Genomic DNA, 24,263 nt, shown 5'->3' with positions numbered 1-24,263 from the left:
TTGGTGAAAAAGAAGCTACTAGCATTACTAATGGGTACTTCACTAGTACTTGCTGCGTGCGGCGGCGGTGGAGACGAAGCAACTGAAGAGAAGGATACTGCAACAAATGGCGGCGGAGAAACAACAACTGCTGACGCCGGAGATGCACAAAAGCTTTATGACCAAAAATGTTCAAGCTGCCATGGTGCCAATCTTGAAGGCGGTGTAGGGCCTGCACTTGACAAAATTGGTGCAAACCTTTCCCAAGAGGACATTGAGAACACGATTGCCAACGGTAAAGGAGCTATGCCTGCAGGCTTGCTTCAAGGTGAGGAAGCTTCACAAGTAGCTGCTTGGCTGGCAGGCAAGAAATAATTAGAATAAAGGACGACAGCAAGTCCGGCATGAAAACGTTCTGAAACAATCAGGACGTTTTTTATTTTCCCCTATATTACAAGGATTTTAAATTTCAAGTGAAAAAAATCTGCAAAAAACGACTTTTCCACACCTTAAAAACAGGAAAACATCGTCGAATGGGTGAATAAATAACTAGAATTAAAATGAAACACAGGTAAAAAGTAACAAAAAATTACAGGTTTGAAAAGAAACTGTAATAATTTTTTCCGTTATTTTGACAAACTATGATGTTATAATGGGTTGTGTGAGAATTTTAGATGGCTAAAAAGGGAGTATTTACAAATATTGTGTCATCCTCTATGTCGAAAGGATGTCGTTTTTTAGCGAAAAGAGCAAAATCTCTTTAATTCTTAATACACACTAGATACTAGGTGATATATATGATCGAAATGAAAGACGTATATAAGAGGTACCCGAATGGCGTGACCGCAGCCAGCGGAATTGACGTCCATATCAAACGGGGTGAGTTTGTGTACGTTGTAGGTCCAAGCGGAGCCGGTAAATCAACCTTTATCAAGATGATGTACCGGGAAGAGAAGCCCTCCAGCGGGATGATAACGATAGATGGAGTGAACCTTGCTACTTTGAGAAGTACAAAAGTTCCACTTTTAAGAAGAAAAATCGGCGTAGTCTTCCAGGACTTTAAACTGTTGCCTACATTAACTGTATATGAAAATGTAGCTTTTGCCCTTGAAGTAATAGAAGAACATCCTAAAACGATAAAAAAGCAAGTTATGGAAACACTGGAGCTTGTAAATCTTAAGCATAAAGCACGGATGCTTCCGACTGAATTATCAGGCGGAGAGCAGCAGCGTGTTTCCATCGCCAGATCGATTGTCAATTCTCCGAAGGTCGTGATAGCGGACGAGCCTACAGGTAACCTTGACCCGGATACATCATGGGAAATCATGAACATCTTCGAGGAAATCAACACGAGAGGAACGACTGTGGTCATGGCAACTCATAATAAAGAAATTGTTAATACGATTAAAAACCGTGTTATTGCCATTGAAGGCGGCCGGATCGTACGTGACGAGCAAAGAGGTGATTACGGCTATGAAAGCTAGAACATTAAGCCGGCACTTCCGTGAAAGTTTTAAAAGCCTCGGCCGTAATGGATGGATGACATTCGCTTCGGCAAGTGCGGTAACAGTAACCCTTATTTTGGTTGGCGTATTTTTCGTCATTATGATGAATCTCAACAAGGTGGCGACTACCATTGAAGAGGACGTGGAAATCCGCGTTCACATCGATGTTGCTGCAAATGAGCAGGATCAGCAAGTTTTACGGCAAAAAATCGAAGGAATACCCGAAGTCAAAACAGTCGAATACTCAACTAAGGAAAAAGAGCTTGATAATTTGATAGACAGCCTTGGTGAAGAAGGGGAAGCCTTCAAACTGTTCGAACAGGATAATCCGTTGAACGATGTATTTATCGTAAAGACGAAAAAACCGACAGATACAATGACAGCAGCAAAGCAAATTGAAAAAATGGAATATATATCAAAAGTAAAATACGGGCAGGGACAAGTTGAAAAGCTTTTCAAGTTTATTAATGCCAGCCGGAACGTAGGTCTGGTATTGATTGTCGGCCTCCTATTTACAGCCATGTTCCTGATTTCAAACACGATTAAAATTACCATCATGTCGCGAAGAAGAGAAATCGAGATTATGAGATTAGTAGGAGCAACCAATGCCTTTATCAGATGGCCATTCTTCCTGGAAGGCTTATGGCTTGGATTGCTTGGAGCCATTATTCCAATCGGGCTTGTTGCAACAGCCTATTATTATGCATATGACTACCTGGCTCCAAAGCTTGAGGGTCATTTTATCAGGCTGCTGGAATTCAGCCCGTTCATTTACCAGGTTTCCGGCCTTCTTATTCTAATGGGTGCGCTCATTGGTGTATGGGGAAGCTTAATGTCAGTGAGAAAGTTCCTTAAAGTGTAACCAGCTTTGAAGGGCCTGCGGGGGGAAACCTTTTCAGGCACCTTCAAGCCTCATATAATAGACGATTTAATAGAGAGAAATGTTTCAAAATAACGGTTAAAATTGAACGATTGACCTGTACATATGGTGTTCATTGAAAGGAGAAATCGGAAAATTGAAGAAATCCATTATAACCTTATCATTAGCTGCCATTTTGGGGTTTGGCAGCATAACAGTCGGACTGCCTGCTGACACGGCGGTTGCGGCCAATAAATTAAATGAGTTAAACAGCCAAAAAAATAAGATCAACCAAGAGCGCTCTGGAGTAGAATCAAAGATTAATACGACAGATCAACAGATTAATAAGATCCAAGGCGAGCAAAAGTCAGTAGAAAGCGAAATTCAGCGCCTTGATAAGGCCATCAGCGATGCTTTGGCGAAAATTGAAGAAAAAAACAAACAAATCACGGCTACAAAACAGGAAATTAAAAAGCTTGAAGGCGAAATTAAAGTTTTGGTAGAACGCATCGAAAAGCGCAATGAGCTTTTGAAAGACCGTGCCCGCAACTATCAGGAAACGGGCGGAATGGTAAGCTATATCGATGTATTAATGGGAGCACAGAGCTTCGGAGATTTCATTGAGCGTGTGGGTGCAGTTGCTACAATTGTGGAAGCTGACCAGGGGATTCTAAAAGAGCATCAGGCTGATAAAGATGCATTGGAACAAAAACAGGCTCAGGTTAAAGAAGAGCTTGCTTCTTTAGAAACAATGCGCGCCGAGCTTGAAAATATGAAAAAGAGCTTAAACGCACAAAAAGCTGAAAAAGATAAGTTATTGGCTTCCTTAAAGAAAGAGGAAGAGCATATGCATGCTGCGAAAATGGAACTTGCGGAAGAAAAAGAAATTCTTGCAGCCCAGGAAGCAGCGCTTCAAAAAGCTATTCAGCTTGAGCAGGCAAGACAGGCTGAAGCAGCTAGACAAGCAGAACTTGCAAGACAGCGTGCAGCCCAAGAAGCAGCTAAAAAGAAGAGTTCTTCTTCTGCAAAAAGCAGTTCAAGCAATAGCACTCCACAGGTTTCTTCTCCAGCCCCAGCGCCAGCAGTATCAGGCGGAGCCTGGACAAGACCAGCTTCTGGACGACTTTCTTCAGGGTTTGGCAGCCGTTCATTAGGTGACCACTTTGGTGTGGATATTGCTGCAGGCGGAACGGTTCCAATCGTAGCAGCTGCTGACGGTGTTGTAATCCGTTCTTATTACTCCAGCAGCTACGGGAATGCTATCTTTATTGCCCACTCAGTTGGCGGACAAACTTACACGACTGTTTATGCACATATGAGAAGCCGCTCTGTCGGTTCTGGTGCGACAGTGTCAAAAGGCCAGCAAATCGGGATCATGGGTAACACTGGACAATCCTATGGCCAGCATTTACACTTTGAGCTTCACAGAGGTTCTTGGAATGCAGGCAAAACAAATGCGATTAATCCAGTTGGCATCGTGCCTCTATAAAAATACTGAGTGGAAGGAGCTTAGCTTCTTCCACTTTTCTTTTACCCGTATAGAGGGACTTTAATCCTATTTATGCCCCGTCATTATATTATTTTACATTTGGCGGCGTATCATGAATATATGGAGGAGCAGGTTTTAATTTAGGTGCAGATGCAAACGGCGGGACTTCCTGCAGGTATTTAAATGTTCCCTGGCCGTCCATGCTGCGGCCGGAAGCCCAGCGGCCCTGGCTGCTTTCATCCCCTCTTGACAGATTCATAAACACATAGGAAAATTCCTCTTTCTCAAGCTCTTTTGGGAATGTGCTTGGCACGGTTTTTCCTTCCTGTGCTTCGAGTTCTTTAATGGCTGCAAGCCACTGGTTTTGGTGCATGCGATCACGGGCAATTAAGTATGAAAGCATGTCTTTTACTCCGCGGTCATCAGTCATTTCGTATAAACGAACTGCCTGAAGCCTTCCCTGGGATTCAGCGTTTAAGTTGGCGCGGAAATCAGCAAGCAGGTTTCCGCTGGCAATAATATAGCCCCCTTGCCATGGGACGCCGACACTATTGACTGGCATTGCACCAAGTCCGGATACAATCGCATGCTGGGGATTCATTCCGCCCAAAATGGCAGCCAGAACCGGAACCTGTGCCGCTTTCTCCTGTTCTTTTACAGGAGCTCCGTCCAGCAGCCGGGCTATCATGGTGGCGAGCATCTCAATATGGGCGAGCTCTTCAGTTCCTGTATCCATCAACAAGTCCCGGTACTTATCATGCTTTCTGGCTCCCCAGCCTTGAAAAAGATACTGCATAGCCACAGACATTTCCCCAAATTGGCCGCCAATCAGCTCCTGCAGCTTTTTTGCATAGACCCAATCTGGCCGTTCAGGCTTGGCGTTGTATTGCAATTCCTTCACATGGTAAAACATTGGCACACATCCCTCTCTTTATTTTTCATCCAACCCATATTATTCGTTTCTGGAAATAAAGTGCTTTTACTAAACTGTTAAAAGAAATCATAACTCGTCCAATCCCAACATAGGATGGAATGAGCAAAGACATCCCGCTTTCCTTTGCAGGGTGTTTTTTCGTTGGAAGCTGACCAGTGTTCTGCCTGCACGATTGCCTTGAGATCAAGGAGTAACGCATAAAATGAAAAAGTGGCGCATATTCGATTGTAAGTGATGCATAAAAACAAAAAGTGAAGCAGAAAGGTGCAAAAGTGGTGCATAAAATGAATATTTTTATAAAATCCATGAAAAGAAGCTGTCATGAGTTCGAAAGATGCAGATCTTCTTTTCATATATAAGAAAATTTGCATGAAGAACAGAAGAAATAATTCTCTGAGGCTCAAAATATATACAAAATGCAGCCGGAAAGGAAGATGGAGATGAGCAGAAAATGGATAGTCCTGCTAATGACAAGTTCATTGCTGACAGGAGCGGGCGGTACATATGCGGGCATGCAGTGGCTGACAAAGGAAAACCCAAATGCAGGAGCCGAAAACCAGTTAATAGATTCAGCTGAAAATAATACTCCGATAGATGAAGAGAAAATAGAGAAGGTAGAGACGGCCTACCAGCTGATTTTAAAAAGCTATGTAGAAAAGGTGGAAGAGAAGCAGCTTGTAGAGGGTGCCATTCAAGGAATGCTCGCAACACTAAAGGATCCTTATTCGGTTTATATGAATGAAGAAACGGCGAAGCAATTTAGCGATACGCTTGAATCCTCCTTTGAAGGTATTGGGGCGGAAGTTAGCATGGTGGAGGGAAAAATCATCATTGTTTCTCCTTTCAAAGACTCGCCTGCTGAAAAAGCCGGTTTAAAGCCCAAAGATGAAATTTTGAAAGTGGACGGAGAAAGTATTGAGGGATTGGACTTATATAAAGCTACGATGAAAATCCGAGGGGAAAAAGGAACGAAAGTAAAGCTCGAAATTGCCCGGCAAGGGTTAAGGGAGCCATTAACTGTCGAGGTCAAAAGGGACAAGATACCGCAAATCACGGTATTTTCAGACGTTAAAAACCAGGGTGGCAAAAAGGTTGGCTACACGGAAATCACCTCTTTTTCAGAAGACACCTCTAAGGAGTTTGCGAAGCAGTTGAAGGAAATGGAGAAGGATGGGATTGAGGGGCTTGTCATTGATGTACGTGGAAATCCGGGCGGCCTGCTCTCCTCTGTGCAGGAAATCCTCAAGGAACTCGTGACGTCCGAAAAACCTTATCTGCAGATTGAAAAACGAAACGGAGAGAAGCTGAGATATTTCTCTACGCTGGAAAAGGCTAAAGACTATCCAATTGCTGTATTAGTCGACAAAGGCAGTGCATCAGCATCGGAAATTCTTGCCGGTGCTTTGAAGGAAGCTCAAGGATATACCTTAATCGGGGAAAATACCTTTGGAAAAGGAACCGTCCAGCAGCCTGTGGCAATGGGCGATGGAAGCAATATAAAGCTTACATTATTTAAATGGCTGACACCGGATGGAAATTGGATCCATAAAGAAGGCATTAAACCAACTCTGGAGGTCAAACAGCCTGACATCTATCACACACACCCTCTGCAGGTGGAAAAGCCTTTAGTGGTAGATATGAACAACGAAATGGTGAAAAACGCGCAAGAAATCCTGGAGGGGCTGGGATACGAACCGGGCCGCAAAGATGGCTATTACAGTGAATCCACAGCCATTGCCGTCAAAGCCTTCCAACAGCAAAAAGAACTGGAACCAACCGGCCAAATCGACAAAGAAACAGCATCTGCTCTCGAACAAACAGCCATCGAAGAAATGAAAAAAGAACAAAACGACCTCCAGCTGCAAACAGCCCTGAGGTACATCGCGCAATAGGAGGTACCAGGTACCACCCGAATTTTGTCGAATCTCCATCATAATTTTTTAGGAATTGCATAGGTACCTGGTACCCATTTTCAAGCAGGAGGATTTTTCCTTCTGCTATTTTTGTTTTTGGGTGAGTTTGTGATAGGTTTTGAGTGGGGGGTTTGGTAGAATATAGAGTAATAGATCTTTCTGGCAGATACATAATTTCTTGTGAAATTCTTTATAGAGGCTGGTGGCAAGTTTGGTTGAGGAGTGGATTTTTGAGTTTTTGAAAGGGACGGGTAAGCTGTTATTAAATCCTGTATTTTATTTTCTCATTTTTGTGGCCGCATACCTGGGTGTTTCCCGTGTAAAGCGTGAGCGTAAAGACTTTTCGGTCCGTGCGGAGAATGCCTATTATGAACTGAGGCAGCTCATCCCGCTTGGTCTGCTGGCCGGTATGGCGGTATCCATCGTTGTGGTTGGAGCTGGACTCGTTATCCCAATGGAAACAGTTGTCTTTACTGCTGCCCTTACATTCCTGTGGAGCTTCACGACACAAGTAAGATGGATGGCGCCGGTTTATACGCTGGGGTTCGCCTTTTTTGTGACGATGTTTGCGGTTGAGCAGCAATGGCCATTGCCGTCTTTCGCAAAATCAGTGATATCTGCAGAGGATTCGATCTTTCCAGCCATCGCAGTGCTGCTTGCCATGCTCGTAATAGTGGAGGGCTTCCTTATCTCTAAAAATGGACGGAAGGACACATCTCCTAAACTTGTAAAAAGCAAGCGCGGGCAAACAATCGGCATCCATGAGGCAAAAAGGCTTTGGATGGTGCCCGTTTTTCTGCTCATTCCAGGACAAGCCCTCCAAATGCCGTTCGAGTGGTGGCCGGTTTTCGAGATGGGCGGTAATTCCTATTCGCTAATCCTGGTGCCGTTCGCGATCGGCTTCTATCAGCGGGTCCAGGGAACACTTCCTAAGGAAGCAGTCAAGCTTCTTGGCCAAAGGATCATTGCGTTTGGCTCGCTGCTTTTGCTGCTGTCAGCGGCCGGTTACTGGTATCCGCTTGCAGCTGTAGGGGTTGTAGCGCTTGCGATTATCGGAAGAGAATTTATATCCCTTCGCCAGCGTATGTCAGAGGACCATGCCCCATTTTATTTTTCCAAGCGTAATCAGGGTATTATGGTTCTTGGGGTCGTGCCGGAATCGCCAGCAGATAAAATGGCCCTTCAGGTTGGTGAAGTTGTCACGAAAGTAAACGGCGTGAAGATTCATGATGAAAAAGGATTTTATGAAGCTTTGCAAAAGAACGGGGCGCACTGCAAGCTTGAAGTGATTGATGCAAATGGCCAGATTCGCTTCGTCCAGCGTGCTCTTTACGAAGGTGACCACCACGAGCTGGGGCTGCTGCTCGTGCAGGATGAGAAGAAGTGGGATAGTGAAGCGGTTTGATTATGATACGATTCTTAGGCACTCCTTTTAAAAGGGGTGCTTTTTTCGTGCTCCTGATATCCACCTCACTGGCCTAATGACTATATCGGAAACCCTTATAACTCATACAATATCAAAAAGGGGGTTCTCTTAATAAGGGGATATAGGGAATTGGGGTTCACTGACCGAGCAGCTTGGGGAGAATGTGATTGCAGAATCCTGGGAAGAAGCGGTGAGGCTCTGTAAATAAAAGGGGGATTTTCATGGTCTCTATCATTTGCTGTTCGATGAGGCAGGAGTTTATCGAAAATGTTTTTCGCAACTATGAAAGTCAGATCTGTCCTCAAAAGGAACTGATTGTGATACTAAACAATGATCAGATTGACATTGAAAAATGGAGGTTAAGGGCTAAACAAACCGAGAATGTCTCCATTTTTCAAGTCCACTCAGATAGGACTCTGGGTGAATGCCTCAATCTTGGAATTGGAAAAGCGAGGTATAACACCATTGCGAAGTTTGATGATGACGATTACTATGCCCCAGCTTATCTGGTAAATTCAATCCATGCCCTTGAAAGATCCAAGGCTGATATCATCGGAAAAAGAACCATTTTTATGTACTTTGAAAATGAAAAGGTGCTGGCTGTCCATAAACCCGGCAAAGAGAATATTTTTGTAAAACAGGGGATAAAGGGAGCTACTCTTGTTTTTAAAAAAGAGGTTTGGGAACATACCAGATTTCCAGCCTTAAACCTTGGCGAAGATACTTTTTTTCTAAGTGAGTGTGCAAAAAAACAGTGTAAGATATTTTCAGGAGATAAGTACCATTACGTTTGCTTGCGTTTTTCACAGCCGGGACATCATACGTGGAATATTGGGAATCACATTCTGCTAAGAAAGTCTTCAATGGTATGTGAAACAGAGGATTTCAGGCCTTTTGCAGAAGGTTAATCAATGTGTCTGGAGTTGAATATCATGAGCGATTATCAGGTTGTCTGGAGGGGGCCGGTTCTGGATGCTACCGGTTATGGAACAGCAAGCAGAGAGTATGCACTGGCCTTGGACCGGCAAGGCGCAGATATCAAAATAGAGCCCTACACCTGGAACTTTCCTTATAAGTTCAGTGACCAGAAGAAAAGGGAGCGGCTGGCACAACTGATTGAAAAACCTTATGCAGCTCATAAATCGAAAATACTCATTTATCATTCTCCTCCTAGCAACATCACACTGGGAGAGGAGAAGAAAGATTTCGACCATATGATCCTGAATACGGTTTGGGAAACAAATAAAATACCAAGCCAATGGATCCCGATGATTCATTTATTTGATGCTGTCTGTGTTCCCAGTACGGCAAACATCAAGGCCATCCAGGACAGTGGTGTGTCTGTTCCCGCGTTCCACATTCCCCATGGAGCAGATACGGAAGCTTTTCATCCTAACATTCCAAAACTGTCTATTAAGGAAGCGGAAGACAGGTTTGTTTTCCTATCTGTATTTGATTTTCAGCACCGTAAAAACCCTGAAGGCCTTTTAAAAGCCTATTGGGAGGAGTTCAGCCAGAAGGAGAAGGTCTTGCTGATCATTAAAACATATGGGGCTTCGCGCAAATGGATTTTAAGTGCTATTTCTGAATACAAAAGAAATAACGGTTTTGGCGAAGACACAGCCCCTGTTTATATCATGACCGGGGTTTTTCCTGAAGAGGAATTAAAGGGTTTATATACACTTGGCGATGTTTTTGTTCTTCCTTCAAGAGGAGAGGGCGTGGGACTCCCGTATTTGGAGTCACTTTCCAGCGGAACTCCGGCAATGGCAGTAAGCTGGGGAGGGCATATGGATTTTCTGAACAAAGAAAATTCGTTTTTAGTAGATTATAAGCTTAGTCATCCCGGGAAAGGCAAAGAAAACGCCATCTCTAAATTGTATTCGGACTTATTTGAAGGAGAAGGGCAGTTATGGGCAGAAGCGGATATCGGAGATTTAAAAAAGAAATTGAGAACTGCATTCGAAAATCCGCATCTTTGCCAGAAAAAAGGAGCTAAGGGCAGAATCGATATGCTCTCGCGCTCCTGGGATGATGCTGGTGTCTTATTAAAAGCAGCGATTAAAAAGACCCTTGCTAAAAATTAAGGGTTTTCGCCATATCATTCTGCATTTTTTTGGCGATCGACTGCCACGAATAATTTTTATTAATGTATTGCTGACCCGATAAGGCAATTTGGCTTAAACGCTTTTCATTGTGAACAGATTGGTTTAGCTTTTCGGCAAAATCATTTTTTTGGGCAGGAATATAATGCTTTTCGGCAACAGCGTTTAACCCGCGCATTCCGTAAGCGGTCGAGAAGAGAGGCAGGCCGGCTGATAGAAACTCAAGCGTTTTTATGTTAATGCCAGCCCCTGTAAACATGGGGTTAAGCGCAAAGTTCGATGAAGCTATGAGTCTTAATTTGCTTTGGTGGGGGATTCTGCCCAACAATTGGACATTTGCCCTGCTAATCTTTGAAAAGGGATTGCTGCATCCCCCGGCAATGACAAAATCAAGCTTCGGACACTTATTGGCAAGTTCATTTACAATAAATCCGGCAGCATCAATATTAGGCGGATACTCCGAGCCGATGAAAAGCCCGACTGGTTTTTCATTGGCATTTTTTTCAGGGGGAAGCCATTCACCTGGATGGATTCCATTAGGAGCCAGCTTTACTTTAGCTGGCGCAGCTTTATAGACTTTAATAAAGCTATTTCGTTCCGTTTCGGATGTAGTAAAAATCAAATCGGCTTCTGCCCCCAGCTTCTGTTCCAGCTTAAAAACATCAGGCAGATAGGCTTTTGAATTTTCATCTTTCCAAAGCTGACTTGCCAAATGGTATTCATGATTATGGCTATTGTAGATTCTGGGTTTGCCATCAATGCCCAGGAACCGATCGTACCCCAGCAAAAAAGGGGATTCATGGATAATGAGATCGCTGGTTTCATAGAAGCGTTCGAACTGTTTTTTAAACGTGGTGTCATGCTTTGCCAGCTCCATATTCACAATCAATCCGAGTTCGTAAAGTGGGATGCTGCTTGGGAGTTTCCTTCTGACCTCATCAAATAATGAGTCTTTCCTGACCTTATATTCCCTGAACGAGGGCGTGTAATGAAAGAGACCTTCCTTCCTGCCCTTGGTTTGGGATAGAAGAGTAATGTCATAGTAACGGCTAAGCTCTTTATAAAGGTGAAAGTATCTCAAGGTACCTCCGCTGATGGGCGGATTTACGACAGGAAAATGGTTTACTACCAGAATTCTCTTCATGAGGACCTCTCCTGTGACAAAACGCTGCGGAAGACGGCTAAGGTATCTTGGGCACTCTTTTTCCATGAAAAGGTTTTGGCCCTTTCTGCCCCTTTTTTAATCAGTTCCTGCTTCTTATCATGGACCTGCAGCATTTGCAAAGCCATTTCCTCAGGATCTTCTGGATTAAACATGAGTGCAGCTCCTCCGGTAATCTCCGGGATGCTGCCTCGGTCCGAGCAAACAATAGGAGTGCCGGTTTTCATCGCCTCCACAAGCGGTATGCCAAATCCCTCATAAAGAGAAGGAAAAACAATAAAGCTTGAATTGTAATAAAGGTATGGCATCTCTTTGGCAGGAATATAACCAAGAAGTTTAACAAAAGCTTCTAGCTTATTTTTCTTAATGAATTGCAGTACTTCCTCATAAACCTTATTTCCTTTATAAAAATATCCTGTGAGAACAACAGAGAGCGGCATATTGTATTTTTCCTTTAGAAGAAGGAAGGCATTTAATAGGCTGTGATGGTTTTTATGAGGGTTATAGCTAGCTGGATAAAATGCATAGGCATCGGGTAATCTGTATTTTTCACGTACTGCTTCCTTCGTCTTCAGATCAGGCGGTGAACTAAAAACGGACGGTGCATCTTCATAAATCACATGTATCTTTTCTTCAGGAATTCCCAGGTTCCGGACAATGGCCTCCTTTGAAAAAGATGAAACAGTAATCATTGCATCAAAGTTTGGGGTGAATTTCTGATAATATTGATTATTCCATTCCAGATCGCCTGAGACAAAATCGGGATAGGATGTATGGAGGACATCATGGATGACAGCCACAACTGGAATCCTGATATTAGAAAGATAGGATTTATGCAAAGGACAGAACCAAACATCCAATTGATTTTCATGGATCGCTTTATGAATGTCGGATACATCTCTTAATCTTTTAAATAACACCTTTTTTATCCTGGCGTTGGAATCAGGAAATAGATCTCTAAAGGGATTTCTTAGAAATAAAAATAGCCTTATTTCTTCCTCGCTTTCCGCCAGACATCTTACTAAATTAGATATATATTGCTCGACTCCCCCAAACCGCTCCTGCGAAAGGTTCAGAAGATTGATTCCGATTCTCATAAATGCTCCTTTCACCTAACTTTTTTCTGAAAAATAATGAAATAGACTATTATATCGCCTGCTCATTTAGCGCTTATGAAGCATTAAATATAACAAGGACATGTTTATCCGAAATAGATTCTCCATTGTTAATTTAATGTATGTCTCTTACGGCAAAAAGTTAAAGGAGCGATTTAAAATGCTGAGCAATAAAAAACATAATGATTTTCAGATGCCGGAAATCACAACGGGTCCGTTTCTTATTCCCTTGGAAACAGATTGTGAGTATCAGGTTGGAAGGGATAATGACAGGATCATCATTATTTTAAAAAACCCAACGTCTAAAAGATTACGTGCGTCAGTGAAACTGGGAGTCTGTCTCCAGCCGCAGGCACCCATGATCCAACAGGATGGTCTAAGGGTATTTAAGAACATACCTGAAAAGGATTACAATCTTGGCACATTTGAGCTAAAGCCACATACATGCACAAGAATTGAAAGAGATATTCCGGAAGCCTGCCTTTTGGGAAAAGATGAGAGAAATGCTGTTTATCGTATTTCTGCAAAAGGTGACTTTAAGATTAGTGACCGCACAGGTGAACCGGTTTGCGGACTCCTCGAAATCTCCGTTGTGGGGGGAAGTATCTTTAACCCAAGTGAACCAGGCTTGGAACAGGCAGACTCGGCTACTTTGTTCCGGTACAAAGATTTCACAGTATGCGAGGGCGAGGATTGCTGGTGTTAGGATAGGTCATTAAATTCCTGCAAAAATACAGGAAGGAGAACAAAAAGCCGCAGTGGCGCCTCTTTATGTGTTTTAGCCTAATTTACTCTTATAAAAGGTATGCTCAAAAACAATCTCCCAATTTCGCATTGGGAGATATTTTTATGATTTTGTCAGGTGAAAAGTGGACATGTTTATGGGATATTATGCCGGGTATGGGATAAATGTAGCGATAAAAAAGGCTAAAAGATAATTGAGGTTGAAAAATAGTACACAAATAAGGAGGATTTTAAAATGGAAAAAACAATGGTTGGTGGAGTATTTAGAAACTCGGAAGAAGCAGTTGCTGCAATTGAAAGACTAAAAGAGTCGGGTTTTAATACCGAACATATTTCAGTTCTTGCCAAAAATGATGATGAAATTAATGAAATTGAGGAAAGAACAGATGTAGATGTTTTGGATGAAAGTTCGGGCCGAGGAAAAAATGCCGGCAAGGGTGCTGGAATCGGCGCCGGAACTGGCGGGGTACTAGGTGGAATCGTTGGCTTGATTGCCGAAGTCGGCCTTCTAACAATCCCGGGAATTGGAGTACTTGCCGCAGCTGGTCCGTTGGCGACAACATTAAGCGGTGCAGCAATTGGAGCTACTGGCGGCGGAATTGTCGGTGCGCTGACAGGTGCAGGAATACCGGAAGAGGATGCAAAAGAGTACGAAAGATATGTGAAGGATGGCAATATCCTTTTAATGGTTGAAGTAGACGAAGAGCAAAGATCAGAAATCGAACGAAACTTTACCGAGTCTCATTCATTAAACACTGATATGTATGTAGTGAGATAAAATTGTTCAGGCAGCAAAACCAATATAGCCACAACACTAACGAAGGAGAGGATATGAGATGAAAAAGAAAAATTTCCTTCTGGCACTTCCGTTAGGAGCAGGCTTAATATTGGGCGGCTGTGCGGAAGGTGCCCAAGAGGATACGGAAGAGCCAGCAACTGAAGAAATTGAGGTAGAAAACCAAAATAAAGAGGAAACCAACACTAACACAGAAAAAACCAACTCTGAAGACTCTACAGATAATGTTGGAGACTTAGATCAGGAAGAAGACAAGGACATGAATGCCGATTCAGTTGAGGAAGCGGAAGTCGAGAAAGATGGATCAGAAGTTGAAGAGGAAAACCTGAATCTTGAAGAAGATAATTCAAGTGAGGAAGAAGGACAATAATTAGCTGGAGGCCAGCGTCTGCGACAAGCAGGCGCTGTTTTTTATGGGAAGTGACTGGTGTTTTTTAGTCTATTTCTGAAACCTTTTAGAAATGCTGTTCGTATAGAACATATAGAAACCAACTTCATAATAGTAGAATTTAACCTCAATATGGTATTCTTTACTTATCCAAACAAGGAAAAAAGGTGACATTGTGGCAAAGAAAAAACTGCAGTACTGGACTTTGCAATTGCTTATTATTTTAACAATCATCTATGTATCAACAAAAATTTCCTTCCTGTTTGAACCGGTCGGCATTTTTGTATCCACATTATTTTTTCCGATCATTATTTCAGGATTTTTGTATTTCTTATTAAATCCGCTTGTAAAATTGCTTCAGCGGTACAAGGTTCCAAGGACGGCTGCCATTTTGATCATATATGCAGCGGTAATTGGGCTTGTCGTTCTCGTAATTGGTAACCTGGCTCCGCTTATTAGCAGGCAGGTGACCGAATTATTCAATGATCTGCCAGGATATGCCAGTACAACCCGTGAATTTATTAATTCGATGGCTGATTCTGATCAGTTTAAGTGGTTTATGGCACAGGATTACATATCGATTCAAGAAATTGAAGCACGGATTATGGATTATGCCAATACGCTGCCAAGCCGTGTAACGGAAGGGGTTGCCGGAATTGTCAGCTTGGTTACAAATATTGCAATCACCATTGTAACCGTGCCGTTCCTGCTGTTTTACATGTTTAAAGACGGCGATAAGTTCCCTGCGGCTGTTTCGAAATTTATCCCCACTTCTTATCGGGCAGAAGGTGTTAAGACTTTAAAGGAAACAGCTGAGACCCTATCTTCCTACATCCAGGGACAGATTACAGTCGCCTTGTTTGTCGGAACATTATCTTTCATCGGCTACTTAATCATTGATCTGCCGTATGCACTCGTTATGGCGCTCATAGTGGCCATAACGAATATCATCCCGTATGTCGGGCCGTTTCTTGGCGGAGCACCTGCGGTTATCGTTGCCCTTTTCGACTCCCCGACAAAAGCCTTGCTCGTTGTGGTGGTCATTGTGATTGCACAGCAGATTGAAGGGAACGTGCTTTCCCCGCTTATTCTGGGAAAAACCTTGAACACACATCCAGCCACTATTATTATTCTATTGCTGGTCGCGGGCAATCTGGCCGGCATTCTCGGCATGATCTTAGCGATCCCTACCTATGCTGTTACCAAAACGATTGTTCTAAACACAGTCCGGTTTTTAAGAGCCAGGAAAACGGCTAAGGAAGTGGCTGTAACATAAAGAAATTTTGGAAGCTCCTTTTTGATTTCTGAAAAGGGGCTTTTTTCATGAAGAGAAATTTATGCTTTGTACGGGTCCCTTTATCAACCCCGCTTTTTACTCTTCCCTTCCCAAAAGGTACAATAAAACAAAAACGAAAGCAGTGATCGTTCATGTGTTTAATTCTATTTGCATACAAGGTGCATCCAAAGTATAAGCTTGTGGTTGCAGCTAATCGGGATGAGTTCTACGAGCGGCCGACTGCCCCGGCACATTTCTGGGAAGATCATCCGAATATCCTGGCCGGACGGGACTTAAAGAAAATGGGCACATGGATGGGTGTGGCGAAGGATGGAAGGTTCGCTGCCTTGACTAATTACCGTGATCCAAACGAAGTAACAGATGGGAAGCGGTCAAGAGGAGAGCTCGTGGCCGGCTTTTTAAAAGGCAATGGCAAGCCTGAGGAATTTATGAAAAAAGCAGCAGGTAACCGCGAGCAGTACCCCAGCTATAATCTGCTTGCCGGCAACGCGGATGAGCTTTACTATTACTCAAATGTTGAAAACAAAATGGAGAAGCTGGAGCCGGGGATATACGGAGTCAGCAATCATGTGCTAAATACCGAGTGGCCAAAGGTGAAAAGAGGGAAGGAGGGTCTTGCTGAACGAATGGAAACCTCCGATAACAGCTTAACTGAAGAACTATTCACTCTTCTGCAACATGCTGATCCTGCACCCGACGAATTTCTTCCCAAAACAGGCGTTTCCCTTGAGTGGGAACGCATCCTGTCGCCGATGTTTATTAAAAGTGAAGGGTATGGAACAAGAAGCTCAACGGTCATGCTGATGTCAGATGCCGAAATTTTCTACAAGGAACGGGTTTATGCTGGCGGCAGTCAGGAAGAGCAGGAATTTACGATCCAATACTAAGAAGCCAGAAAAACTCTGGCTTCTATTTTTCATCCCTATTATACAAGCGGAAGCGTAATCCTCACCGTTGTGCCTTCATTTTCCTTGCTGTGAATATAAAGGTTTCCGCCATGGTTTTTTATAATCTTTTTACAGATCATAATGCCAAGGCCTGTCCCTTTTTCCTTCGTGCTGTAGAATGGCTCCCCCAATTTGGCGAGGCGATCTTCAGGAATTCCGATGCCTTCATCTTCAACGCTGATGATGACAAAGTTGTTGTCCTGCCGGATATCAACGTTAATTTTTCCGCCCATAGGCATCGCTTCAATCGAGTTCTTAATCACATTTATAAGAACCTGTTTGATTTTATCCTTCTCGCATTTCACATTAAAGCTGCACTGTGCTTGCGTGAATTCTATCATAATGTTTCCCATAACCGCCTGGCTATTTAGAAGCGTAATGACACTTTTCACAACCGTAATCAGGTTCGTTTCTTCCATTTCGGTAATTTGCGGTTTGGCGAGAACAAGCAAATCATTTACGATATCTTCAATTCGTTCCAGTTCATTGAGGATGACATCTGCAAAATCGCCTTGCCTTTCTTCATTTAAAAGCTGTGTAAATCCCTTTATCGCTGTGAGCGGATTACGGATTTCATGAGCGATACCAGCTGCCAGCTGGCCTACAACCGAAAGCTTTTCTGCATTTTGCAGTTTTTCTTCTGTCTTCTTCTGGCCTGTCACGTCCTTAATAATAATCTGGTAAACCTTTCTATTTTTAAAAGTGGTCGGAATCAGCTGGACTTCAGCCTTTCTCGTTTGACTATCTGTCCGGATCAAGTTCAGCTCGAAATTCACACTTTGTTTTGTCAGTAAAAAGTCATCAAGGGTGGAATGTTCGGAAGGGGGAGTGTAGTCGTGGAGGGAGGTGCCGATCATTTCTTTGATGCTGGTGAATCCAAAGAGCTTCTTGCCTTCATTATTGATATAAGTCCAAATGCCCTTTTGCGTCACCATTCCGATCGTATCTTTAGAATACTCAACAAGAAAACGGTACTTTTCCTGTGTTTCAAGAATCTCCTCTTCCATGATAATCCGCTGTGTCATATCTCTGATAATGCACATCATTTCCTTATCTTCATTAATAACGGAAAAATTCGCTTCCAGCCATAAATAATGGCCCTCATGATGCCTGAAGCGAAAGGTTACCCGTTTATTGGGAAGCAAATCGAGCTCAGCAAAAGCCTCCCGCAAAAGGTCCCGGTCACTTGGGTGGCAATATGTATAAAGGCTGCTTTTATAAAACTCCTGCTGCGTATAGCCAAGCATCAGCAAACAGGAGGGAGAGACATATAAAGCAATTCCCTCTTTTGTGACTCGCGAAATAATATCGCTTGAGTGCTGAATGGCCAGCTGTAAATTCCTCGCTTCTACCTTATCGGCAAACAGATCAGCGTGGTTTTGGGTCATGATCATTTTTTCATCCCTCCTTTTTGAAAATTGGCACTTTTCCATTATTATACATGACTTATTCTGTTTGACATATAGGATAAATTTCACCTTATTAGCTCGTAAAAATAAAAAAAGATACCGGATTAGGTACCTTTTTCATAGAAATTTTCTAATCTGCTCTCCTAATATACGAATGCCTTCTTTCAGTTCCTCCAAAGGAGCATACGCAAAAGAAATCCGTATGTAGCGGTTAGGTCCATCACTGTATATGCTTCCAGGATTAATCAGTACTTTTTTGGAAAAAGTCTTTCCGTACAATGTTCGGATCGGAATATCCGACGGAACCTTGAGCCAGATGAAAAAACCGCCTTCAGGACAGTTCCATTCCGCCAGACCGGATAAGTGAGTGTCCATTGCTTGCAGGGCTGCCCCGCGCCGGTTTCTCAACTGCTCTCGGACTGCCTCCATATGCCTCTGATACAGACCGCTCGACAGCCATTTGGCAGCCACCCTTTGCGAAAGAGAACTCGATCCGTAGTCGGTTTGCATTTTTAAATCGGCTAAACGGTCAATAACGGGTTCAGGTGCCGCCACCCAACCGATCCGCAGTCCTGGGCTTAAAGTTTTCGATAAGCTCCCCATATAAAGCACCTGACCATTTTTGTCCATTGCTTTCAGAGGGGGAGGAGGCGGCTCATCAAGCCAAAGCTCGCGATATATATCATCCTCAACGATGGGAAGCTGCTCACTCCCGCAGGCTTGAAGCAGTTCCTGCCGCCTTTTCTCAGACATTAGAATCCCGGTAGGATTGTGATAGCAGGGAATCGTATAAAGAATGGATTTCCCTTTTTCATATTTCTTAAGGGAAATACTCTCCGGCAAAACGCCCTCATGATCCATTGGCAGCCCTTTTAAGTCCATGCCGGCTGAACGGAAAAGCTGAAGAGAGTATAAGTAGGAGGGCTTTTCGAGAAAAACAGGCGAGCCTCTTTGCAAAAGGCCTAACGAGACAAGCTGCAGGGCCTGCAAGCCTCCGGAAACAATGAGAATGGAAGAAGGGGAAATACTGATTCCCGCTGTTGCCAAATAATCACTGACGGCCTGCCGCAATGGCAGATATCCCTTTGGTTCCTCATAGCCCAGCACACCCAATTCTTCTGCAGTTTCATTAAGTACCTTTTTCATGGTTTCAACCGGAAAGATCTCCGGTGACAATTCCCCTTTGCTCAGCTGGATAAAGCTAAGGTCAGATTCAGTGTCGTTAATTTCCTGGACGATTTGCTCACTTGGCTTATGAACACCAGTGTGAACATACTCATTCCAATTGGTCGGCTGTCTGGCGGCAAGCAGCGTCCAGGTATTATTGATGACTCTTGTGCCAACGCCAGTTTTCCCTTCTATTAACCCGTCTGCAGCAAGTTCTTCAAGCGCTGTAATAATGGTACTTCTATTTACACCAAACTCTTCTGCAAGCTTCCGCTGGCTCGGAATTTTGCTTCCAATTGGCCACTCGCCGTTGGAAATCTTGTCTTTAATACTTTCGACAATTTGCTGGTATTTAGGCATACGCTCTGCATTCATCACTATAACCGCCTTTATTAAAATTGGCTGGTAAAATTCATTCCTTATTGGTTGAAGACATTGTAGCAGTTATTGACTATCATGAAAAGCAACACAATCAATGGCTGGTGATTTAGGAAGGGGGAATGGACGTGAATGCTAAAAAGCTAATGATTATCGGGGCACACTGTTCCATTATATTGCTTTGGGCTTCTGCGTTCCCGGGGATCCGGGCAGGGATGCAATCATACTCGCCGGAGCATCTTGCCCTGTTAAGGCTCCTGATTGGCTCGGCAGCTTTGGCAGTGTTTGCTTTTGTGACAAGAATGCGCCTTCCTGATGTTAGAGATCTTCCTGCTATTTTCATACTCGGATTTCTTGGTTTTACTGTTTACCATACAGCTCTTAATATCGGGGAACAAACAGTCAGCGCCGGACCGGCCAGTCTAATCGTATCGTTGACTCCGGTCTTTTCGGCCGCATTGGCGGCGCTATTTTTAGGTGAGCGTTTTGGATGGGTCCGGTGGCTGGGGTCCGCCATCAGCTTTGCTGGCGTGGCCCTTATTTCAATGGGCACAGGGGATGGTTTTGAAATTCAAACAGGAATACTGTTCGTCTTGCTTGCTTCCGTTTCAGAAAGTGTCTATTTCGTATTGCAGACGAAATACTTCAACAAATACGGATTCCTAGCCTTTACAGCTTATACCATTTGGGCAGGAACAATCCTAATGCTGATTTATCTTCCGGGACTGGGAGGGGAAATTCTCCAGGCTTCAGCTGAATCTACTCTCAGTGCCGTCTATCTGGGGCTTTTTCCAACGGTCATTCCTTATATTGCTCTGGCATTTCTCGCTTCAAAGGGAGGGGCTTCCGAAGCGACAAGCTCATTGTATCTCACACCAGCTCTGGCATTTGTCATCGCTTGGATTTGGCTTGGGGAAATCCCGGCTGTACTATCAATTGCTGGCGGTGTGGTCGCACTGATAGGGGTACTGGTTATTCATGTAAAAGACAGCCATGCTGAACATGGGGCAGTCGCTGCGAAATAGTAGAGCTATCCAGGAGGGGGGATAGCTCTTCTATTTAACGTATATTAATCCTGGTTTCATTTTAATAAGGAATCTTTTCTAATGGCTCTTTTCGTATAGATTGTTGTTTTTGGACTATAAACTTGCCCGTTGATTTCCGCTCCAGTCACGCAACGAACCCGCGGGGAGGAACAGNNTTTGTAAGCAACAAACTTTGCAAAAACAGCATTAATAAAAAATTTCCACAAGTTCTTATTTTTCCTTCATCCGCTCCTGCGCCAAGCGTACAAGCTCCTTCACCATGTTACCGCCAATTTTTCCGCCAACTGTTCCAGCCTGTTTGGAAGTCAAACGGCCATTATATCCATGCTGCATAGGGACTCCAACTTCTTCAGCTACTTCATATTTCACACCATCGGGATTATCCCGGTCAACCTGGTATCCCTGGTTTGCCATTACTTGATTTTTCAGCTGGTACAGTGCTGCCCTGGACTCCGGTACAAGGGGCCGGCGCTTTCTTCTTGCCATGCTTTATTCCTCCTTCAGAAATTCTTTTTCCTTATTATGTGCTGGTTTGCCGGATTTACCCCTTATGATGAAAACACATATTAATAAGAAAAGACTTGTACATAACGGATTGAAAAGCTATTCTATTGTTATGACAATGACCTTGACCGTTTTGTGAACAAATCTGAAAAGAAGGTGTAATCAATTGGCATTAAAATACCTGTTAGCCCTGTTGCTTCCCGGTCTGCTTGTATTGCTTTTTACAAGAGTGAGCTACAATCGTGTAGTTGGCCTTGTATTGACAGTGGGACTTATTGCAGCTTCCGTTTATAAAGGTTATACGGATACACTAGGACTTATTGTGGCAGATGCGTTTTCACTTACAGTAGGTTTCTGGTACGCCCAAAAAATGAGGCCAAGTTCTAGAAAAAGTGTTTGGAAATAAGTGAATAGATTTTTTAAAGACATTCTCTTTAGAGACATTTCTCGTATTACCATCGGGAATAGAGACACTCAAATAATCAGGTAATAATTTTGGACATAATCTTCAATCAAACGATTGATTGATAAGATGATGGCTGGATGTCTGCTTCCTGAGGAGCAGCTATTTGCGTTGTGATGTATTTACAAAAGTAATAAAATGAGTTTATATAATTTCGTTTTGAGTGGTGAAAAGATGAAAATTGATCAGGTTGATAAAACAATTCTTGAGCTGCTTTCCGATAATGGAAGAATGTCTTATGTAGACATTGGAAAAGAACTGGGGATTTCCCGTGTTGCTGTCAGGGAGCGCGTGAATCAAATGATTCAAAAAGGAATCATTGAAAAATTTAGTGTTGTCATAAACTCTGATTCAGTAGGTAAAAGTGTTTCTGCGTTTTTCGAGGTAGATTGTGAGCCTGCACATTTAGTTAAAGTCGCCGAGACATTAGCGAATAATCCACAAGTTGCCAGCTGTTATCAAATGACAGGACCGAGTACCCTGCATATGCATGTTCTGGTAAATGATTTTCCAAGCCTGGAATCCTTTATTAATAAAGAGTTATATGGGTTAGAAGGGATTACCAGAGTAGAGAGCCATATTTTATTAAGGCGCTTTAAGAGCAGAACCGGTTTAAAATTATAAGAATAAGAACTCAGATTCTATATACCGGGGCGGCTGCTTCCGCCTCGGTCAATATTTATCTTTCATCCTGGTGAAAAAATATTTACACCACCTTCCTTTATAACAGATTAACCTCTGCCCCGAATCACATCTTGCTTTCTTCAGTGTCCTTTTTATTGAAATTCTTGAATGCGCCCCATACTGCTCAAATTGAAGTGCTTAAGGTTTTAAAGCAAAACTATCCTTATACCTAGTGTAAAAAATAACCCAAAAATTGAAAAATAACATTTTTATTCGGAAGAAGTCATACAAATAAGACGATAAGTTGCTTGTACCTAATGTAATAGAATGGGGGTTAGATATTTATTAGTTTAATTACTGAATCGAAAAAGTGTGTTAATTACAAGAAATCTTATTTATCTGGCGATATATCTGCAGGTATTATTGTAGCGGTTTTATTTATCCCTCAAAGTATGGCTTACGCAATTATTGCAGGTGTACCGGTTCAATTAGGATTGTATGCCGGGACTCTTCCGCTTATAGTATATACACTATTTGGAAGTTCTAAGTTTTTATCGGTTGGACCTGTTTCTATTGTTTCCCTTATAGCTTTTTCTGGTATTTCCGGTATCGCTGAGCCGGGCTCTGCTCATTTTGTAGAACTGATTATACTGCTTGGATTAATGGTTGGATTTATTCATTTAATAATGAGTTTTTTTAAAGTGGGGGACTTTTTTGATTTTATATCACCTAGCGTTATTAATGGATTTATATCTGCTGCAGCCATTATTATAATTGTAAATCAACTTAAGTCATTACTGGGAATTTCGCTGCCTGAGTATCGAAATTTTTTCCAATATGTCATGGATGTGATAGTTAAACTTCCGCAAGTAAACCCTTACACCCTGACAATAGGTTTAGTAAGTGTTTTTATATTAGTCCTTTTAAAGAAGTGTACCCCCCGATCACCTGGCCCACTACTTGTTGTTCTTGTTTCTATTTTTTTAGTCGGTGTTTTTGATTTGCACAAAATGGGTGTGGACATCGTTGGTGAAATACCAAAAGGGTTACCCAAACTAAAGATTAACTTACCGTCACTTTATACTATTCAGTTATTGTTTCCTACTGCACTTATCATCGCATTCATTTCCTTTCTCGAATCCTATGCAGTGGTTAAATCATTTAATAATAGAGAAAAAGAACCGATTAACACAAACAAAGAGTTACTTGGATTGGGACTCGCAAACATTGCTAGTTCATTTACTGGATCAATACCAGTAGCGGGAGCTCTTTCAAGAACAGCGGTTAATTATCAGTCAGGCGCAAAAAGCAGGCTTGCACTCCTTCTGACTGCTTCTTTTATTGTAATTTCACTTCTCTATTTGACACCACTTTTTTATTTTTTACCGAAGGCATCGCTGGCTGCTATTATTATGGTTGCTGTTTCAAGCCTTGTGAAATTCAAGCAAAATTCCCTTAATCATGCACCTGGTGAGCTGTTTATTTTTCTCGCAACGTTTATATCAACATTAATGCTGGATATTTTTTGGGGGTTATTAATAGGGATTATATTCTCGATCCTTCTTTCCCAGATCAGAAAAGCACTTTATTATACTGCATATAAGAGTAGTAAATAATGAATTTAAAGGCCTCTCCAAATTGGATTGAGGTCTTTTTTTATTTTTTTTGCAGGTAATAAAGGTCAAATAAGTAATTAAATAAATGTAAGTATAATTATAGAATTTTGTAAAAAAATTATGTAAGGTAATATAACATTAATATGAGAGGTTTTATATCAAATAGTAATGTAATATTTAAAATTTTCAGAATTATAATTGATAATATAACCAAGCTTTGTTACACTTGTTAAGTGAATGGTACAAAGTTTAATATTTAGTGAATGCAAAAATGACTTTTGGTTAACAAGTGTAAGTTGATTACAGTAATTTTTAACAGAAATACAGGGGGTGATTTACACATGTGAATATTGAGATCTTCCATTTGAAGACATATTCTTTTAGTTCATAAGCAATT

At 42.4% G+C, this 24,263-nt stretch carries 23 protein-coding genes; 17 read left to right on the top strand and 6 right to left on the bottom strand.

Going from position 1 to position 24,263, the window contains the following annotated elements; all coding sequences use genetic code 11:
* Positions 1–3 precede the first annotated feature (3 nt).
* The 4 genes from cccB to J7I93_RS13100 all read left to right on the top strand — a co-directional run bounded on the left by cccB (position 4) and on the right by J7I93_RS13100 (position 3,832).
* Positions 4–354, top strand: coding sequence for a cytochrome c551 (gene cccB, locus J7I93_RS13115; RefSeq protein WP_214726308.1), 351 nt, complete (start codon positions 4–6; stop codon positions 352–354).
* A gap of 422 nt (positions 355–776) precedes the next feature.
* Positions 777–1,463, top strand: coding sequence for a cell division ATP-binding protein FtsE (gene ftsE / locus J7I93_RS13110; protein WP_214726307.1), 687 nt, complete (start codon positions 777–779; stop codon positions 1,461–1,463).
* The gene (ftsX, locus tag J7I93_RS13105; RefSeq protein ID WP_214726306.1) at positions 1,453–2,346 is read left to right on the top strand and encodes a permease-like cell division protein FtsX; all 894 of its coding nucleotides are present in this window, start codon (positions 1,453–1,455) and stop codon (positions 2,344–2,346) included. The genes ftsE and ftsX overlap by 11 nt, the downstream gene beginning before the upstream one ends.
* Positions 2,347–2,500: 154 nt before the next feature.
* Entirely contained in the window at positions 2,501–3,832 is a 1,332-nt protein-coding gene (locus J7I93_RS13100) for a murein hydrolase activator EnvC family protein (RefSeq protein WP_214726305.1), read from the top strand.
* Positions 3,833–3,920: 88 nt separating this feature from the next.
* Here the strand turns inward: J7I93_RS13100 and J7I93_RS13095 are convergent, their stop codons facing one another.
* Positions 3,921–4,745, bottom strand: coding sequence for a manganese catalase (locus tag J7I93_RS13095; protein ID WP_214726304.1), 825 nt, complete (start codon positions 4,743–4,745; stop codon positions 3,921–3,923).
* Positions 4,746–5,206: 461 nt separating this feature from the next.
* Here J7I93_RS13095 and J7I93_RS13090 point away from each other — a divergent pair, with 461 nt between their 5' ends.
* From J7I93_RS13090 to J7I93_RS13075, 4 genes are all read left to right on the top strand, one after another.
* On the top strand, positions 5,207–6,658 hold the full coding sequence (locus J7I93_RS13090) for a S41 family peptidase (RefSeq protein ID WP_214726303.1): 1,452 nt from the start codon (positions 5,207–5,209) through the stop codon (positions 6,656–6,658).
* A 232-nt stretch (positions 6,659–6,890) separates the two neighbouring features.
* Complete coding sequence (locus J7I93_RS13085; protein ID WP_214726302.1) at positions 6,891–8,084, top strand: PDZ domain-containing protein; 1,194 nt, start codon at positions 6,891–6,893, stop codon at positions 8,082–8,084.
* A gap of 242 nt (positions 8,085–8,326) precedes the next feature.
* The gene (locus J7I93_RS13080; protein ID WP_214726301.1) at positions 8,327–9,013 is read left to right on the top strand and encodes a glycosyltransferase family 2 protein; all 687 of its coding nucleotides are present in this window, start codon (positions 8,327–8,329) and stop codon (positions 9,011–9,013) included.
* A gap of 24 nt (positions 9,014–9,037) precedes the next feature.
* The gene (locus tag J7I93_RS13075; RefSeq protein WP_214726300.1) at positions 9,038–10,192 is read left to right on the top strand and encodes a glycosyltransferase; all 1,155 of its coding nucleotides are present in this window, start codon (positions 9,038–9,040) and stop codon (positions 10,190–10,192) included.
* On the opposite strand, the gene J7I93_RS13070 is transcribed toward J7I93_RS13075, so the two are convergent.
* Both J7I93_RS13070 and J7I93_RS13065 read right to left on the bottom strand, forming a co-directional pair.
* Complete coding sequence (locus J7I93_RS13070) at positions 10,182–11,354, bottom strand: glycosyltransferase family 4 protein (RefSeq protein ID WP_214726299.1); 1,173 nt, start codon at positions 11,352–11,354, stop codon at positions 10,182–10,184. The two genes, J7I93_RS13075 and J7I93_RS13070, sit on opposite strands and share 11 nt — an antisense overlap.
* Complete coding sequence (locus J7I93_RS13065; RefSeq protein WP_214726298.1) at positions 11,351–12,469, bottom strand: glycosyltransferase family 4 protein; 1,119 nt, start codon at positions 12,467–12,469, stop codon at positions 11,351–11,353. The genes J7I93_RS13070 and J7I93_RS13065 overlap by 4 nt, the downstream gene beginning before the upstream one ends.
* Before the next feature lie 178 nt (positions 12,470–12,647).
* Between J7I93_RS13065 and J7I93_RS13060 the strand changes: the two genes are divergently transcribed.
* The 5 genes from J7I93_RS13060 (at position 12,648) to J7I93_RS13040 (ending at position 16,599) form a co-directional block, all read left to right on the top strand.
* On the top strand, positions 12,648–13,193 hold the full coding sequence (locus tag J7I93_RS13060) for a hypothetical protein (protein WP_214726297.1): 546 nt from the start codon (positions 12,648–12,650) through the stop codon (positions 13,191–13,193).
* 273 nt (positions 13,194–13,466) lie between these two features.
* Positions 13,467–14,009, top strand: coding sequence for a general stress protein (locus J7I93_RS13055; RefSeq protein ID WP_214726296.1), 543 nt, complete (start codon positions 13,467–13,469; stop codon positions 14,007–14,009).
* Between the two features lie 58 nt (positions 14,010–14,067).
* Positions 14,068–14,397 carry a hypothetical protein gene (locus tag J7I93_RS13050; protein WP_214726295.1) on the top strand — a complete coding sequence of 110 codons (330 nt, stop codon included), beginning with the start codon at positions 14,068–14,070 and terminating at the stop codon, positions 14,395–14,397.
* Between the two features lie 193 nt (positions 14,398–14,590).
* Complete coding sequence (locus J7I93_RS13045; protein ID WP_214726294.1) at positions 14,591–15,691, top strand: AI-2E family transporter; 1,101 nt, start codon at positions 14,591–14,593, stop codon at positions 15,689–15,691.
* Between the two features lie 152 nt (positions 15,692–15,843).
* Positions 15,844–16,599: an NRDE family protein gene (locus tag J7I93_RS13040; protein WP_214726293.1), complete on the top strand. Its 756-nt coding sequence runs from the start codon at positions 15,844–15,846 to the stop codon at positions 16,597–16,599.
* A 38-nt stretch (positions 16,600–16,637) separates the two neighbouring features.
* On the opposite strand, the gene J7I93_RS13035 is transcribed toward J7I93_RS13040, so the two are convergent.
* Together J7I93_RS13035 and pdxR are read right to left on the bottom strand one after the other, a co-directional pair.
* A complete protein-coding gene (locus tag J7I93_RS13035) occupies positions 16,638–18,053 on the bottom strand; it encodes a PAS domain S-box protein (RefSeq protein WP_214726292.1) in 1,416 nt (471 codons plus the stop codon).
* A gap of 132 nt (positions 18,054–18,185) precedes the next feature.
* Positions 18,186–19,610, bottom strand: a complete 1,425-nt coding sequence (pdxR, locus tag J7I93_RS13030) for a MocR-like pyridoxine biosynthesis transcription factor PdxR (RefSeq protein WP_214726291.1) — start codon at positions 19,608–19,610, stop codon at positions 18,186–18,188.
* Between the two features lie 131 nt (positions 19,611–19,741).
* Between pdxR and J7I93_RS13025 the strand changes: the two genes are divergently transcribed.
* Positions 19,742–20,638: a DMT family transporter gene (locus J7I93_RS13025; RefSeq protein ID WP_214726290.1), complete on the top strand. Its 897-nt coding sequence runs from the start codon at positions 19,742–19,744 to the stop codon at positions 20,636–20,638.
* Positions 20,639–20,869: 231 nt separating this feature from the next.
* On the opposite strand, the gene J7I93_RS13020 is transcribed toward J7I93_RS13025, so the two are convergent.
* Positions 20,870–21,145, bottom strand: a complete 276-nt coding sequence (locus tag J7I93_RS13020; RefSeq protein ID WP_214726289.1) for an alpha/beta-type small acid-soluble spore protein — start codon at positions 21,143–21,145, stop codon at positions 20,870–20,872.
* 184 nt (positions 21,146–21,329) lie between these two features.
* On the opposite strand from J7I93_RS13020, the gene J7I93_RS13015 reads away from it, so the two are divergent.
* The 3 genes from J7I93_RS13015 to J7I93_RS13005 all read left to right on the top strand — a co-directional run bounded on the left by J7I93_RS13015 (position 21,330) and on the right by J7I93_RS13005 (position 23,866).
* Complete coding sequence (locus J7I93_RS13015) at positions 21,330–21,569, top strand: CsbA family protein (RefSeq protein WP_214726288.1); 240 nt, start codon at positions 21,330–21,332, stop codon at positions 21,567–21,569.
* 231 nt (positions 21,570–21,800) lie between these two features.
* Complete coding sequence (locus J7I93_RS13010) at positions 21,801–22,250, top strand: Lrp/AsnC family transcriptional regulator (RefSeq protein WP_144540678.1); 450 nt, start codon at positions 21,801–21,803, stop codon at positions 22,248–22,250.
* Positions 22,251–22,588: 338 nt separating this feature from the next.
* Positions 22,589–23,866, top strand: coding sequence for a SulP family inorganic anion transporter (locus J7I93_RS13005; protein WP_214726334.1), 1,278 nt, complete (start codon positions 22,589–22,591; stop codon positions 23,864–23,866).
* Positions 23,867–24,263 lie beyond the last annotated feature (397 nt).

Origin of the sequence: Bacillus sp. ISL-47 (genome assembly GCF_018613175.1) — a bacterium.
In the GTDB taxonomy this organism is placed as follows: Bacteria; Bacillota; Bacilli; order Bacillales; family Cytobacillaceae; genus Cytobacillus.
The sequence above is the reverse complement of the archived record's forward strand: the minus strand, read 5'-3'. Positions and strand labels throughout refer to the sequence as shown.